Consider the following 12929-nt stretch of genomic DNA (forward strand, 5'->3'; position numbering starts at 1 on the left):
CCGGGGGGCGCGGGGGCGGGCCCGCCTCCCCCCCCCCCCCCCGCCGCCCCCTCCCCACCAAAACCGCCCGGGGGGGCGGGGGGGCGCCCCCCCCCCCCCCGGGGGGCCGCGATGTGCTTTGCTTACCTGGTGGTGCGGCCGGCCATGGCGTTGCGGCGGCCGCCAGGGAGGATGCCATGACGCTTGGGACCATCCTGATCATCCTGGTGATCATTTATCTCGTGGGCGGCCTGTCGGGCCGCATCGGCGGCTACGGCTACGGAATGGGTCATTCCGGTATGGGGATCGGCGGCCTCGTCCTGGTGGTGCTGCTCGTGCTGCTGCTCCTTGGCAAGCTATAAACCATTCAAACCATTGATATCATTACAAATTTCTGAGTTGCGGAGCTGCCATGCGCGGATTCATCATCTCGCATCGCGGGGGTCGCAATTTTGTCAAAACGGGCTATATTAGAGGACGAAAATGACATGTGCGGCGCCCACTCCAATGGTGGCCTCTGCCCGTCCCAACCCCACGCGCTTAAAGCCCCAGAGAGATCACGAGGTCTTTGACCATGCGTCCACTGCGTCCGTTCAACTTCAACACTTCCGCCGAGCTCTTCCCCGCTGCGATCCGCAAGAAGAAGCGTGCAGGATTCACCTATCGCCGGTTCGGCACCGCGGCCGAAGCCGTCCAGTTCGCGATGGAACAGTTGCCGACGGACTCGCTGAACGGCGCCTATCTCCAGGTCGAGGAAGCGCGCTTCGACCAGAACGGCATCCGCTCGCTCTACGAGAGCGAAGCCTTCCCGCTGCCCCGTCACCGCAAGCCGGTGGAAGCCAGCACCGACGCCGCCGACGCGGCATAAGTTTTCGCGAAGCACTCCGATGTGCGCTGAGGGCGCGATGGTCGAAAGACCGTCGCGCTTTTTGCGTTTGGGGCGTGTCAGATGCGCGGCTGCTTGTCGAGCCAGCGGCGGAGCAGGCGCACGTTGCGCATGTTGGCACGGAACATGACGTCAAAGGCGTCGCCCGCGAACGGGACGATGCCGACGACGCCATCGAGGGCGACATTGCCGAGCATGCGCGCGGTGATGTACCAGGGTGCCCCGAGCGCCCTCGCCTCTCGCACCAGCCAAAGCGAGATCGCGGTGGTGATGATGTCACCGACGACCGGGATCAACCCGATCAAGCCGTCGATGCCATAGCGGATATTGGTTCCGGGCAGCACGAAGGCGACGTCGAGCAGCTTTGCGATCGCCTCGATCCGCGCGATCCGCTGCTCGCGCGTCAGATTGCCAAACGGGTTGCCCGCGAAGGGACTGTCCTTCCCGAACTCGAAGCGAAACTCGCGAAAGCCCTGCTCCAGCGTTTCGGGCCGGATCTCGTGGCCGTCCTGATCGATGATCGGCCCACGCCCCTCGGTACCCGAAGAGGCCGCACCCGAGCGGCTTCCCGGACGGGATCGACGCGGAGCAAGAATGTCGTCATCGGGCATGGTCATGGCCTGTAGGGAACGCACCAGCGCGGCGGAGGTTGCTGCGGCGTGATCGAAGGTCGCGCCTTCAAGTCTGTGCCGCCGCCGGCTGCGGCTCCGCGACATATCTATGCACGAGCCAGGATGAAATCACCGCCGGCACGAAGCCGACGAGGCCGTACAGGATGAACTGCACCGCGCCCGAGTCCGGCCCGCGCGAGCTGTAGGTCAGCGAGGCCAGGATGAAGGCGAACACGCCGACCAGCAGCATCCGCAGCACCGGGCCGATCCGGCGGATGTGGACCAGGATGTCATCGACCGCACCGATCATCAGCGAGGGTAGGAAGCCGAACAGATAACTGTATTGCAGGGATTTGAAGAACACTGCGAACAGCTTGCCGACCTCAGCGAGACTGGTCTGGGTCCAATAGCCGGACTGATAGGTCGTCGTCAGCAGCAGCAGGAATCCGCCCACGAACGGGCCAACCAGCGCAAACACGAGATAGCGTTTCATCAGGCACCCTCATCCTTCGCCCCGTTATAGCAGTGCCGCGGGAACCTTGAATAGCGGGAGGTGCGGGCTCCGCGCTGGGAACAAGCGGCATAGCGACGGACTTGAAACTCACCTGTCAGATCTGGAGCCGCCGATGTCCCGCAAACTGTTCTTCCTGGCGACGATCGCGCTGACGGCCGTCAGCGGCCTGTCGAACGCGCCCGCTTTCGCGCAAGGCCATATGGGTACGCCGCAGGAGCAGAAGGCCTGTTCGCGGGACGCCTCGCGCTTCTGCCGCAAGGACCTCGGCAACGACATGGCCGTACAAGGCTGCTTGCAAGCCAACAGGGCCAAGCTGTCGCGGTCTTGCAGCAAGGTGTTTCAGAGCCACGGCATGTGAGGACCGGAACCATCCCCCGCGAACGGAGAGTGAAGCCATGTTGCGCGACGAACAGCTCTCGATCCTCAGGGACATCAGCCAATCCATCGCCTTTGCCGACGACCGGCACGGCAAGATAGGCGAGCTGATCGCCGACGGTTACGTGATGAAGGACGGCGATCTGTTCGAGCTCACGGCAAAGGGCGTTACGGCTGTCGAAGAGCACGCAGCCCTTGGCGCAAGCGATGCGGAACAAGCGAGCGTATCCTCCGATCGATTGATCTGATCGCACGCCAGTCGCATTGTGCGTGACGTGCGCGCAACAATTGCGAATTCCTTTTCGCTTGCCATTGCGGCCGCGCGACAATGGCGCATACTTGATTCGGGCGGCGCAGCACTTTTCGATTCGAACATCACGAGAGATCGAGCAACCACATGCGGGATTGAGGTCCCGGCGTGATGGCTGAGACATGCGGCAGGTCAAGCCGCGTGCGGCGCCCCAAAATCAAGTGGCTCAAGCCCACGGAACTCGGGGACGCATTCTGCATGACACGCAATCAGACCATCGCAACTCTCTTCGCCCTCGCCACCACCGCCATCGCAATCCCGACATCGCCCGGCTTCGCGTTCTCGTCCGAAGCACAGCAGATGTGCTCGGGCGATGCGATGCGGCTGTGCTCCAGTGAGATCCCCGACATCCCCAGGATCAGGGCCTGCATGGTGCAGAAGAAAGCTCAGGTCAGCCCCGGCTGCCGCGCCGTAATGGACCGCGAGCACGCCGCCGCGACATCGCGCAAGCGGGAAGCCACGGCGCAGTAGAGAGAGCGTACCTGCGGCCATCCTTCGAGACGCCCGCCCAAGGGGCGGGCCCTCAGGATGAGGTCTCGTTTCGCGGCGAGATATCAAACCCTCATGGTGAGGAGCCCGCCAAGGCGGGCGTCTCGAGCCATGCAGGCCGAGGTCTCACGGAGTAGAGATCTAGTCGCCCCACTGCGCGAAGGCGTCGTTGAAGGCGCGCTCGCCGGGAGCGCCCTTCTCGATGGCGATGATGGCGCGGCGCTGGTTGGCGTAGACCAGGGGCACGTCGAACCAGGAGCGCTCCTTCAGGAGCTGGACGTTGCGGCTGCGGTCGGCGTCGACGTTGGAGAGGCCGACCAGGAAGAAGCCGTCGGTGACCTTGACCGCGAGGCCTGCGAGCGGCGTGCCGCGTGCCTGCTCGTTCGACTTCATCAGGATGCCCGGCACGTTGGCGACGCCGCCGCCCGAAAAGTCCGCCGGCAGGACGAAGGTCAGCTCCGCGGTGTGGCTCGCCGGCAGGGAGGAGTCGGTGTTGCGGCGGAACGACATCGTCATCTTGAACTTGCGGTCGGGGATCTCGATGTCGGCCCGCACGGCTACGTCGGCCTTCTGGTTGCCCGACGCCTTGATCGGCTCGAGCCGCCACACCACCGAGCCGACATATTGCTTGCCCTTCGGATCGGATGGATCCTCGTCGTAGAGCACGACCTTCTGCGCCACCGGCGCGACCGGCTGGTCGCTGGCCGAGGGCTGGCCGACGCGATCCGGAATCTTGGGCTTGCTCTGCGGCTGAGACGAATCCCTGGGCGCTTCCACCACCTGCGTCGGCGAAGACTTCAACAGGTTGGTCGCGGTCTGAACCAGCTGCTTGCCCCAGAGGATGCCGGCACCGACCAGGATCAGCACGATGCCGACGGCGATCGCGCTCTTAAACGGAAAGGCGGAGCCAGTGCGGGCGCGCTTCCTCTTAGGTTCGCGGTCGAGAACCGGGATGTGTGGACGTTGCGACGGCGGCTGCGACTGCGGCGCGTAGCGCTCGGCTTCCTCGATCGATTCGTCGTAGGAGTAGGGCGCGTCCGTCCCGGCGGCGCGATTCTCCAGGCTCGGCTCGAGCCGGTCGAATTCCGGCGAGGGCGAGGGCACGTTGGCGTAGGTGCGGCGCGCCGCGCGGTTGGCCTGCGCGGCGGCGCCGCCGAGATCGTTGGCGTCGGCTGTGATGTCGCGGAAGCCGCGCACGCCCGGTGCCGGCGGCAGCGGCGGCGGAGGTCCCATGTCCGGCGGACGGCGCCCACTGGCGCGATCACGTCCGGCCGGCGGAGGCTCCGGCATCCCCGGCGGTGCCGACGGACCCGGCTGCCGCGGCGCGTCGAAACGCGGAGCCCGTGGCGCACGCGGGGCGTCGCCCTGGTCATCGACGTTGAAGGAGGGCCGGTCGGCGCGCGGCGGCGGCGGAGCCGGACGGGCGCGCGGCGGGGCAGCGCTTTGGGGCGCGGGCGCGTTGCCCTCGGTGGCGCGGGTGCTGGCGCGGCGGAAGGCATCGCCGCTGCCGCTGCTGCGGGCGCCGCCACCGGGGCGCGAGGCCTCGCGGGCACGCTGGGCAGCCTCCGATTCGACCTTGCGGACAGCCTCTTCCAGCGAGAGGCGCTCGCGGGTGATCTCGGATTCGGAGAGCGGCGGCTGCACGCTGCGGAGCTGCGCGATCAGCGCCGTGCGCGCCCGCTCGTAGAGCGCGCGACGGCTCTCGCCGGGAGCGTTGGGGTCCAGGGCGGCAATAGCGCGGGCGATCAGCGGATAGTAATCAGCCATTTCTACTCAATTATACGCGCGTCCCGGTAAGAGATCGTTAAGCCTCAAACGGATTTTGTACCAGGATAGTATCCTCGCGTTCGGGGCTGGTGGAAAGCAGTGCGACCGGGCACCCCACCAATTCCTCGATCCGGCGGACATATTTGATCGCCTGGGCCGGCAGCTGGGCCCAGGACCGCGCATTGGCGGTCGGCTCCTTCCAGCCTTCGATGGTCTCGTAAATCGGCTCGACCCGGGCTTGGGCGCCTTCGCCCGCCGGGAAGTGGTCGATCTCCTTGCCGTCCAGCTTATAGCCGGTGCAGACCTCGATCGTATCGAAGCCGTCCAGAATGTCGAGCTTGGTCAGCGCCAGACCGTTGATGCCGCAGGTCCGGACCGCCTGGCGAACCAGAACCGCATCGAACCAGCCGCAGCGGCGGGGCCGTCCGGTATTGGTGCCGAACTCGCGGCCGCGTTCGCCGATCTTGCGGCCGGTCGGGTTGTCCTGCTCGGTCGGGAACGGGCCCTGGCCGACGCGGGTCGTGTAGGCCTTGCAGAGGCCGAGCACATAGCCGACCGCGGCGGGGCCGAGACCCGATCCGGTGGCGGCCTGCGCCGCCACCGTGTTGGACGAAGTGACGTAAGGGTATGTGCCGTGATCCACGTCGAGCAGCGCACCTTGCGCGCCTTCGAACAGCATGCGCTTGCCTTCGCGCCGCTTGATGTCGAGCAGCCGCCACACCGTCTCGGCATAGGGCAGGAGCTGCGGCGCGAGCGCGGTCAATTCCTTCAGGATCTCCTTGCCGTCGAACTCCGGCAGGGCGAGGCCGCGGCGCAATGCATTGTGATGCGCCAGCAGCCGGTCGATCTTGTGCGGCAGCGTGTCGAGATCGGCGAGGTCCATCAGGCGGATGGCGCGGCGGCCGACCTTGTCCTCGTAGGCCGGGCCAATGCCGCGGCGGGTGGTGCCGATCGCGGTCGCCGCATTGGCGGATTCGCGATGCGCGTCGAGTTCGCGGTGCAGCGGCAGGATGAGCGTGACGTTCTCGGCGACCCGCAGATTGTCCGGGCTGACCGCGACACCCTGCGACCGCAGCTTCGTGACCTCGTCGAGGAAGGCGGCGGGATCGAACACGACGCCGTTGCCGATCACCGACAGCTTCTGCTCGCGCAGCACGCCCGAGGGCAGCAGCGCCAGCTTGTAGGTCTTGCCGTTGATCACCAGCGTGTGGCCGGCGTTATGGCCGCCCTGGAAACGGACGACGATATCCGCCTGCTCCGACAACCAGTCGACGATCTTGCCCTTTCCTTCGTCGCCCCACTGGGCGCCGACGACGACAACATTGGCCATTCGCGGGTAATCCCTATGCAATCTGTTAGATGCGCCCAGCCCAATCACGGCCGAGGCCGCTCGAACGCGAGGCAGCCAACCGGATAAAGGATGCAGCCTCTGTAAGCAAGCAAGAACGGGGCTTTTTCGGGGCCCAATGCGCTATCCAAGCCCTTGATATCCCCTAAAAATCCGCTTTGTCGGATGGGCTTGACGACGTTAGGCCCGGATGCGGCCATCGACCACTTCGATGATGCGGCCGCAGCAATGGTCGAGCTCGAGATCAATGCGATGCAGCACCTCGTTTCAGTCGGCAGATGTCGGCGAAGCCAGGGCGCGCGGCCATCCAAATTGCGGTAGGTCAACAGGTTACGCCGAATTTCGAGGCATTTGCCTGAGGAGACATTTTGAAACGGGAGCCTTGCTTGTCGGACAGTCCAGCGCACGCCGACAACCGCTTCTGGCATCTTTCACCCGATCAATTATGCAAGCGACTGGGCTGCGGCCTCACAGGCCTGACCGCCGCAGACGCCTCCGAACGCCTCGATGGCTTTGGGCCGAACAGCGATGCGCGGCCGCGCGTCGAGGGGGCGGCGCGCGCGATCATGCGCCGGCTGCTGGAGCCGCTGTCGCTGATCCTGCTGGTTGCCGGCATCGTCTCGATGCTCACCGGCGACGATATCGGCGGGCTCATCATTGTCCTAATACTCGCGCTCTCGATCGGGCTCGACACCGTCCAGGAAGGCCAGGCGCTGCAGGCCGCGGAAGTGCTCCGCCGATCAGTGGCGCTCAAGGCCGAAGTCAGACGCGACAACGACTTCCGCGAGATCGACGTCGATCGGCTGGTGCCCGGCGACATCCTGCGCGTCCGTTCAGGCGACATCATTCCCGCGGACGCGCTCATCCTGGAGAGCACAGCCTTCACCGCGGGCGAAGCGGCGCTCACCGGCGAACCCTATCCGGTCCAGAAGCGCGCCGGCGCCACCACCGACCCAGACGACACGTCGAATGCACTGTTTCGCGGCGCCGTCGCGCAAACCGGCGAGGCGATCGCGCTCGTCGTCAGGACCGGACGCGACACGGTGTTCGGAGCGGCGGCCTCCGCGCTCGCCGAGGCCCAGATGGCTTCACCGTTCGAGCGCGACTTGCGCGAGTTCGGCCTCGTGATCGCGCGCGCCACGCTCGCGTTGGTGCTGGTCGTGCTCACCGTCCGCGTGGTGTTCGGCCGCCCGGTGATGGACTCGCTGCTGTTCGCCGTCGCGCTCGCGGTCGGACTGACGCCGGAACTGCTGCCGATGATCATCACGGTGACGCTCTCGCGCGGCGCGCTGCGCATGGCCGGCCGCAAGGTGATCGTCAAGCGCCTCGCCGCGATCCACGATCTTGGCGCCATGACCGTCTTGTGCACGGACAAGACGGGCACGCTGACCTCGGCCGAGATCACGCTGGCCAGGAGCCTCGATGCCGCCGGCGGGGACGATGCCCGCGCCGCCCGGCTCGGCGCCATCGCCGCGAAACTCGGCGGCGATCGCGGCTCGCTCGACGCGGCGCTGGTTGCCGGCCACTCGAATGCCGCACAGGGCTGGACCCTTGCCGGCAGGCAGGCGTTCGACTTTTCACGGCGGCTGGGATCCGTGCTCGCGACCGGCCCCGAAGGCGCGCTGCTCATCGTCAAGGGCGCGCCGGAGGCGGTGCTGGAGCTGTGCGTGATGGATGACGGCGCCCGGGCCCGCGCGATCGCCCGCGTGCACGAGCTCGCGAGCGAAGGGCTACGCAGCATCGCGATCGCCTCGCGGCCGTGGACCGGCGCAGCGCGTGAGGTCGAGACCGCCGACGAGACCGATCTCGTCTTCGAAGGTTTTTGCGCCTTCGCCGACCCGCCCAAGCTGACGGCCGCGGCCGCCATCGCACGGCTCGCGGCAACCGGCATCACGCTGAAGATCCTGTCGGGCGACGATCCGGTGGTGGTGAAGCGGCTCGCCGGCCTGGTCGGGCTGAATGCCGACCGCGTCCTATCGGGAGCCGACATCGCCGAGCTCAGCGACGAAGCACTGGCAGTCCAGGTTCAATCGACCGACGCCTACGGCCGGCTAGCGCCCGATCAGAAGTCGCGCATCGTGAAGGCACTCCAGGCCGGCGGCGCGGTGGTCGGCTTTCTCGGCGACGGCATCAACGACGCTCCGGCGCTGAAGGCCGCCGATATCGGCCTGTCGGTCGAAGGCGCGACCGGCGTGGCGCAGGCCGCCGCCGACATCATCCTGCTCGCCTCGGATCTCGAAGTCGTCGCCGACGGCGTCGAAGAAGGCCGGCACACCTTCGCCAACATCATGAAATATGTCCGGATGGGCGCGAGCTCGAATTTCGGCAACATGCTGTCGATGGCGATCGCCTCGATGGCGCTGCCGTTCCTGCCGATGCTGCCGACGCAGATCCTGCTCAACAACCTGCTCTACGATCTCTCCGAGCTCGGCATCCCCTTCGACCAGGTCTCGCGCGCGGCTACCGCGCAGCCGCAGGTCTGGAGCATGACGCGGCTGGTGCGTTTCGCCGCGATCATGGGACCGTTGTCCTCGGTCTTCGACTTCCTGACCTTCGGCGCCCTCATCCTGCTGTTTCAAGCATCGCCGGACGAATTCCGCACCGCCTGGTTCATCGAATCCATGGCGACGCAGATCCTCGTGATCTTCATCATTCGCACCAACGGCCGACCGTGGCGCAGCTGGCCTGATCCGGTGCTGTCCGTCTCCTCGCTGGTGGCCTTGCTGGTCGCGATGGTGGTGCCTTTCACGCCGCTCGGTGCCTGGTTCGGCTTTGTTGCGCCGCCACCGCTCATGATGGCCGGCATCGCGCTTCTGGTTGTCGTCTATCTCGCCTGCGCCGAACTGTTGAAGCCGTTTGCGATCCGTGCCGGGCTGAAGGGCTGAGCGAGGTTCCGGCCACTGCCGTGCATGGACGCGATGCACCTCGCGCCATTGATATCGGCCGGATTTCCGTGTCTTTGAACGGGCCGGGTCTGAACCGGCCCGGGTGCCGCCGGGCCGGAGGCTTGGCGCATGACGCGGGGCCACAACCATCCAATGTCCGCCACCGACGAGACCACCGGCGCGGCCACGTCCGGCCACAACTGGATCGCCAACCAGCCTTATCTGCTGCTCAGCATCACCGCGCTGTGCTGGGCCGGCAATGCCATCGTCGGACGGCTCGCCGCCGGCCACATCCCGCCGGTGACACTGTCGTTCCTGCGCTGGTTCTTCGCCTTCCTGCTGGTGCTGCCGTTTGCCTGGAAACACCTTGCGCAGGACTGGCCCGCGATCCGCGGCAAGCTCGGCCTGATGGTCACGCTCTCAATCACCGGCATCGGCGCCTTCAACACGCTGCAATATTGGGCGCTGGAGCATACGCAGGCGCTCAACACTCTCCTCTTGCAATCCGCCGCGCCGCTCGTCGTGGCGCTGTGGTCGCTGGCCATCCTCGGCGTACGCCTCACCGCGGCGCAGGCCTTCGGCGTGCTGCTGTCGATGTGCGGCGTGCTGATCATCCTGCTGCATGGCGATTTCACCACGCTGTCGAACATCGACTTCAACAAGGGCGACCTCATCTTCGTCGTCGCGCTGATCATCTTCGCGCTCTATTCGGTGCTGACCTTGAAGCGGCCGCCGATGCACGGCCTGTCGTTCCTCGCCTTCACTTTCGGCTGCGGTGCGGCCTGTCTCATTCCGCTGGAGATCTGGGAATTGTCCGCGCGTCCGGTCATGAAGCTCGACGGGCCGAACCTGCTGACCCTGTTCTATGTCGCAGTGTTCCCCTCGACGCTCGCCTATCTCTGCTTCAATCGCGGCGTCCGCCTGATCGGCGCCAACCGCGCCGCGCCGTTCTTCCATGTCGTGCCGGTGTTCGGCTCGATCATGGCAATGGCATTTCTGGGCGAGCACCCGCAGGCGTTCCACTTCATCGGCTTCGCACTGGTGCTGGCCGGCGTGTTCGTGGCGTCACGGAAGCAGGCGGCATAGGTCCTCTTTCCGCCGCAGGAGAGAGAAAAGCGAGGCGTGGCAGCCAGAGCTACTTCACTTTGAATTTGCTGTACGCTTCGTTCATCGCAATGATGACGTGCTCGGCGCAGGCATTGACGCGGTGCGGATCAGCCTCCGTCTCGTAGGCCTCCGACGTCATCATGTCGACGAAAGCCGCAACCGTGGGATAATAGACCAGCGCGACGAAATCCCACTTGTTGCCGTCGTGCGGGCCGAGCGCCACCGCCTTGGCGTCGCCGGTCCAGAGCAGAGTGCCGCCGCGCGCCTTGATCATCGGCACTGTGACCGCACTGTAGCGCAAATAGGCGTCCCAGCCGGAACCGTCTCCCGAGCGCGCGTGGAAGCGCATCAGGTTCAACATCACCACCGGTGCATCCCGATCGAGTCGCTCCAGGCCGTCGATGTTCAACATATTAACCGCCAATGCCGCCTCCTCTGGTCATGCCTGCATTGTAGCATTGCGGCCGCGTGACTTGTGTCACGACGCAAATCCGGCGCAAGCTCGTATCCAACGCCAATGACGATCGCCTCGCCCGCGCCACCGGCCTCCAATCCGGCCAGTTGGCTCAACAACCAGCCTTATCTGCTGCTCAGCCTGAGCTCGCTGTTCTGGGCCGGCAACATCGTGCTCGCGCGCCACGTCGGCGCGCATGTGCCGCCGCTGACGGTGACCACAATCCGCTGGTTCGGCGTGTTCCTGATCCTCCTGCCGTTCGCCTGGCCGCACCTGAAGCGCGACTGGCCGAATCTGCGCAAGAGCCTGCCGCTGATGCTGTTCCTGTCGCTGGTGGGCTTTGCCTTCAACAACGCGATCTCGTATTGGGCGATGCAGTACACGGAGGCGCTGAACGCGCTGCTGATCCAGTCGGCCGGACCGCTGTTCGTGGCGCTGTGGTCGCTGGTGCTGTTCGGCGTGCGGCTGACCGGTGCGCAGCTCGCCGGCATCGGGATCTCGCTTCTCGGCGTGCTGATCATCATCCTGCGCGGCGATCTCGCCGCGCTCGCGAGCATCAGCTTCAACAGGGGCGACATCATGTTCGCCTCCTCGCTGGTGGCGTTCGGGATTTATTCCGCCTTCATCCCGCGGCGACCGAAGATCCACCAACTCTCCTTTCTCTCCTTCACCACCTGCTGCGGCGCGACGATGCTGCTGCCGAGCGCAATCTGGGAGGCCTGGAGCGGCCGCGTCCTGCAACTCGACGCGGTGACGCTGGCGACGCTGGGCTACATCCTGATCTTTCCCTCGACGCTGGCCTATCTGTTCTTCAATCGGGGCGTGGCGCTGATCGGCCCGAATCGCGCCGCGCCGTTCTTCCATCTGGTGCCGGTGTTCGGCTCGGCCATGGCGATCCTGCTGCTCGGCGAAAAGATTCAGCCATTCCACCTGATCGGCTACCTGCTGGTGCTCGCCGGCGTCGTGATCGCCTCGCGCCAGGGGTCCGCGGTGAAGTAATTCCGCGCCGCGAGACGAGGCGACAAACTCGCGCCTTCCGATTTCGACGAGGAGACGCTAGGTTCCCCGCCAACGAAAAAAGAGGGAACGAACCGAGATGCTTTCAGCGTTGATCCGAAACCTGCGTGCCATCGGCACGGCCGCCCTTTGTCTCGCCGCCGCATCCGCTGCGCAGGCCGACAACTATCCGAGCCGCAACATCACGCTGGTGCTGCCGTTCGCGGCCGGCAGCGGCACCGACACCACGACGCGGCTGATCTCGCAGCATTTGTCGCAGGCACTCGGCGTCGGCATCGTCATCGAGAACAAGGCGGGCGCCAACGGCATGATCGCCGCCACCTATGTCGCGCGGGCCGCGCCCGACGGCTACACGCTGCTGGTGACCACCAACACCACGCATTCGGCCAATCCCTATCTGCTCAAGAGCCTGACCTATGATCCGGTCAAGGACTTCACCCCGATCGCGCGCACCGGCGACCTGCCTTTCATGCTGGTGATCCACCCGGAGGTGCCGGCCAAGACGGTCGGCGAACTCATCGCCTACGGCAAGGCCAATCCGGGCAAGCTGAGCTATGCCTCGGGCTCGTCCTCGGCGATCGTGTCGGGTGCGACCTTTGCGCACAAGGCCGGGCTCGACCTCCTGCACGTGCCCTACAAGAGCTCACCGCCGGCGCTCAACGACGTCATGGGCGGCCGCGTCTCGATGATGTTCGTGGACATCCTGACCGGCCTGCCGCATGTCCAGGGCAACGCGCTACGCGCGCTCGCCGTCACGACAAAGGACCGCTCGCCGCTGGTGCCGAACCTGCCCTCGATGCAGGAGGCCGGCGTGCGGGACTTCGACATCTCGTCGTGGCAGGGCTATTTCGGACCCGCCGGCATGCCCAAGGAGATCGTGACGCGACTCAATGGCGAGATCCGGAAGATCATCGAGCAGCCGGAGATCAAGGCCAAGCTCGCCACCCTCGGCATGGACGCGTTTTCGGGAACGCCGGAGCAGCTCGGTACGTTCGTGAACGAACAGCTGGTGTTGTGGGAGAAGCTGATCCGCGAGGCGGGAATCGAGAAGCAGTAGGGCGGTATCGTGTCCCGGACGCGGCGCAGCGCGAAGCGGTGCGAGGCAGAGCCGGGAACTAGAATGCGGCAGCATGGGCCCCGGCTCTGCAGCGCACCGCTGAAGAAGCGCTACGCTGCGTCCGGGGCAC

The 12929-nt window shown here is 65.9% G+C and carries 14 protein-coding genes; 9 read left to right on the forward strand and 5 right to left on the reverse strand.

Features of this window, described 5'->3' with window-relative positions; genetic code table 11:
- Nucleotides 1–176: 176 nt before the first annotated feature.
- Both AC0L3C_RS21115 and AC0L3C_RS21120 read left to right on the forward strand, forming a co-directional pair.
- The gene (locus AC0L3C_RS21115) at nt 177–341 is read left to right on the forward strand and encodes a DUF3309 family protein (RefSeq protein WP_007596187.1); all 165 of its coding nucleotides are present in this window, start codon (nt 177–179) and stop codon (nt 339–341) included.
- Nucleotides 342–553: 212 nt separating this feature from the next.
- Nucleotides 554–847 carry a hypothetical protein gene (locus AC0L3C_RS21120; RefSeq protein WP_007596188.1) on the forward strand — a complete coding sequence of 98 codons (294 nt, stop codon included), beginning with the start codon at nt 554–556 and terminating at the stop codon, nt 845–847.
- A gap of 77 nt (nt 848–924) precedes the next feature.
- Here the strand turns inward: AC0L3C_RS21120 and AC0L3C_RS21125 are convergent, their stop codons facing one another.
- Together AC0L3C_RS21125 and AC0L3C_RS21130 are read right to left on the reverse strand one after the other, a co-directional pair.
- Complete coding sequence (locus AC0L3C_RS21125) at nt 925–1482, reverse strand: DUF4112 domain-containing protein (RefSeq protein WP_473264834.1); 558 nt, start codon at nt 1480–1482, stop codon at nt 925–927.
- 61 nt (nt 1483–1543) lie between these two features.
- A complete protein-coding gene (locus tag AC0L3C_RS21130) occupies nt 1544–1969 on the reverse strand; it encodes a DUF5413 family protein (RefSeq protein ID WP_027519939.1) in 426 nt (141 codons plus the stop codon).
- 133 nt (nt 1970–2102) lie between these two features.
- On the opposite strand from AC0L3C_RS21130, the gene AC0L3C_RS21135 reads away from it, so the two are divergent.
- From AC0L3C_RS21135 to AC0L3C_RS21145, 3 genes are all read left to right on the forward strand, one after another.
- Entirely contained in the window at nt 2103–2348 is a 246-nt protein-coding gene (locus AC0L3C_RS21135; protein WP_473347590.1) for a hypothetical protein, read from the forward strand.
- 37 nt (nt 2349–2385) lie between these two features.
- Nucleotides 2386–2613, forward strand: coding sequence for a hypothetical protein (locus tag AC0L3C_RS21140; protein WP_007614124.1), 228 nt, complete (start codon nt 2386–2388; stop codon nt 2611–2613).
- A 260-nt stretch (nt 2614–2873) separates the two neighbouring features.
- Nucleotides 2874–3146 carry a hypothetical protein gene (locus tag AC0L3C_RS21145; protein WP_473264837.1) on the forward strand — a complete coding sequence of 91 codons (273 nt, stop codon included), beginning with the start codon at nt 2874–2876 and terminating at the stop codon, nt 3144–3146.
- 159 nt (nt 3147–3305) lie between these two features.
- Here AC0L3C_RS21145 and AC0L3C_RS21150 read toward each other — a convergent pair whose 3' ends face one another.
- Together AC0L3C_RS21150 and AC0L3C_RS21155 are read right to left on the reverse strand one after the other, a co-directional pair.
- The gene (locus AC0L3C_RS21150) at nt 3306–4931 is read right to left on the reverse strand and encodes a hypothetical protein (protein WP_473408883.1); all 1626 of its coding nucleotides are present in this window, start codon (nt 4929–4931) and stop codon (nt 3306–3308) included.
- A gap of 37 nt (nt 4932–4968) precedes the next feature.
- Nucleotides 4969–6261, reverse strand: a complete 1293-nt coding sequence (locus tag AC0L3C_RS21155; RefSeq protein WP_473264839.1) for an adenylosuccinate synthase — start codon at nt 6259–6261, stop codon at nt 4969–4971.
- Nucleotides 6262–6665: 404 nt separating this feature from the next.
- Between AC0L3C_RS21155 and mgtA the strand changes: the two genes are divergently transcribed.
- Together mgtA and AC0L3C_RS21165 are read left to right on the forward strand one after the other, a co-directional pair.
- The gene (mgtA, locus tag AC0L3C_RS21160) at nt 6666–9164 is read left to right on the forward strand and encodes a magnesium-translocating P-type ATPase (protein ID WP_473408884.1); all 2499 of its coding nucleotides are present in this window, start codon (nt 6666–6668) and stop codon (nt 9162–9164) included.
- 153 nt (nt 9165–9317) lie between these two features.
- Nucleotides 9318–10250, forward strand: a complete 933-nt coding sequence (locus AC0L3C_RS21165) for a DMT family transporter (RefSeq protein WP_473264887.1) — start codon at nt 9318–9320, stop codon at nt 10248–10250.
- Nucleotides 10251–10299: 49 nt separating this feature from the next.
- Here AC0L3C_RS21165 and AC0L3C_RS21170 read toward each other — a convergent pair whose 3' ends face one another.
- Entirely contained in the window at nt 10300–10683 is a 384-nt protein-coding gene (locus tag AC0L3C_RS21170; protein ID WP_473408885.1) for a DUF1330 domain-containing protein, read from the reverse strand.
- Between the two features lie 105 nt (nt 10684–10788).
- Here AC0L3C_RS21170 and AC0L3C_RS21175 point away from each other — a divergent pair, with 105 nt between their 5' ends.
- Nucleotides 10789–11724: a DMT family transporter gene (locus tag AC0L3C_RS21175; RefSeq protein WP_473264841.1), complete on the forward strand. Its 936-nt coding sequence runs from the start codon at nt 10789–10791 to the stop codon at nt 11722–11724.
- Between the two features lie 97 nt (nt 11725–11821).
- Entirely contained in the window at nt 11822–12799 is a 978-nt protein-coding gene (locus AC0L3C_RS21180) for a Bug family tripartite tricarboxylate transporter substrate binding protein (protein WP_473408886.1), read from the forward strand.
- The last annotated feature ends 130 nt before the right edge of the window (nt 12800–12929 follow it).

It is taken from the genome of Bradyrhizobium sp. WSM4872 (assembly GCF_055811715.1).

Bases quoted from the DNA above. Each gene is read 5' to 3' on its own strand.
- AC0L3C_RS21115 (WP_007596187.1), top strand. From the start codon at position 177: ATGACGCTTGGGACCATCCTGATCATCCTGGTGATCATTTATCTCGTG.
- AC0L3C_RS21120 (WP_007596188.1), top strand. From the start codon at position 554: ATGCGTCCACTGCGTCCGTTCAACTTCAACACTTCCGCCGAGCTCTTC.
- AC0L3C_RS21125 (WP_473264834.1), bottom strand. From the start codon at position 1,482: ATGACCATGCCCGATGACGACATTCTTGCTCCGCGTCGATCCCGTCCG.
- AC0L3C_RS21130 (WP_027519939.1), bottom strand. From the start codon at position 1,969: ATGAAACGCTATCTCGTGTTTGCGCTGGTTGGCCCGTTCGTGGGCGGA.
- AC0L3C_RS21135 (WP_473347590.1), top strand. From the start codon at position 2,103: ATGTCCCGCAAACTGTTCTTCCTGGCGACGATCGCGCTGACGGCCGTC.
- AC0L3C_RS21140 (WP_007614124.1), top strand. From the start codon at position 2,386: ATGTTGCGCGACGAACAGCTCTCGATCCTCAGGGACATCAGCCAATCC.
- AC0L3C_RS21145 (WP_473264837.1), top strand. From the start codon at position 2,874: ATGACACGCAATCAGACCATCGCAACTCTCTTCGCCCTCGCCACCACC.
- AC0L3C_RS21150 (WP_473408883.1), bottom strand. From the start codon at position 4,931: ATGGCTGATTACTATCCGCTGATCGCCCGCGCTATTGCCGCCCTGGAC.
- AC0L3C_RS21155 (WP_473264839.1), bottom strand. From the start codon at position 6,261: ATGGCCAATGTTGTCGTCGTCGGCGCCCAGTGGGGCGACGAAGGAAAG.
- AC0L3C_RS21165 (WP_473264887.1), top strand. From the start codon at position 9,318: ATGTCCGCCACCGACGAGACCACCGGCGCGGCCACGTCCGGCCACAAC.
- AC0L3C_RS21170 (WP_473408885.1), bottom strand. From the start codon at position 10,683: ATGTTGAACATCGACGGCCTGGAGCGACTCGATCGGGATGCACCGGTG.
- AC0L3C_RS21175 (WP_473264841.1), top strand. From the start codon at position 10,789: ATGACGATCGCCTCGCCCGCGCCACCGGCCTCCAATCCGGCCAGTTGG.
- AC0L3C_RS21180 (WP_473408886.1), top strand. From the start codon at position 11,822: ATGCTTTCAGCGTTGATCCGAAACCTGCGTGCCATCGGCACGGCCGCC.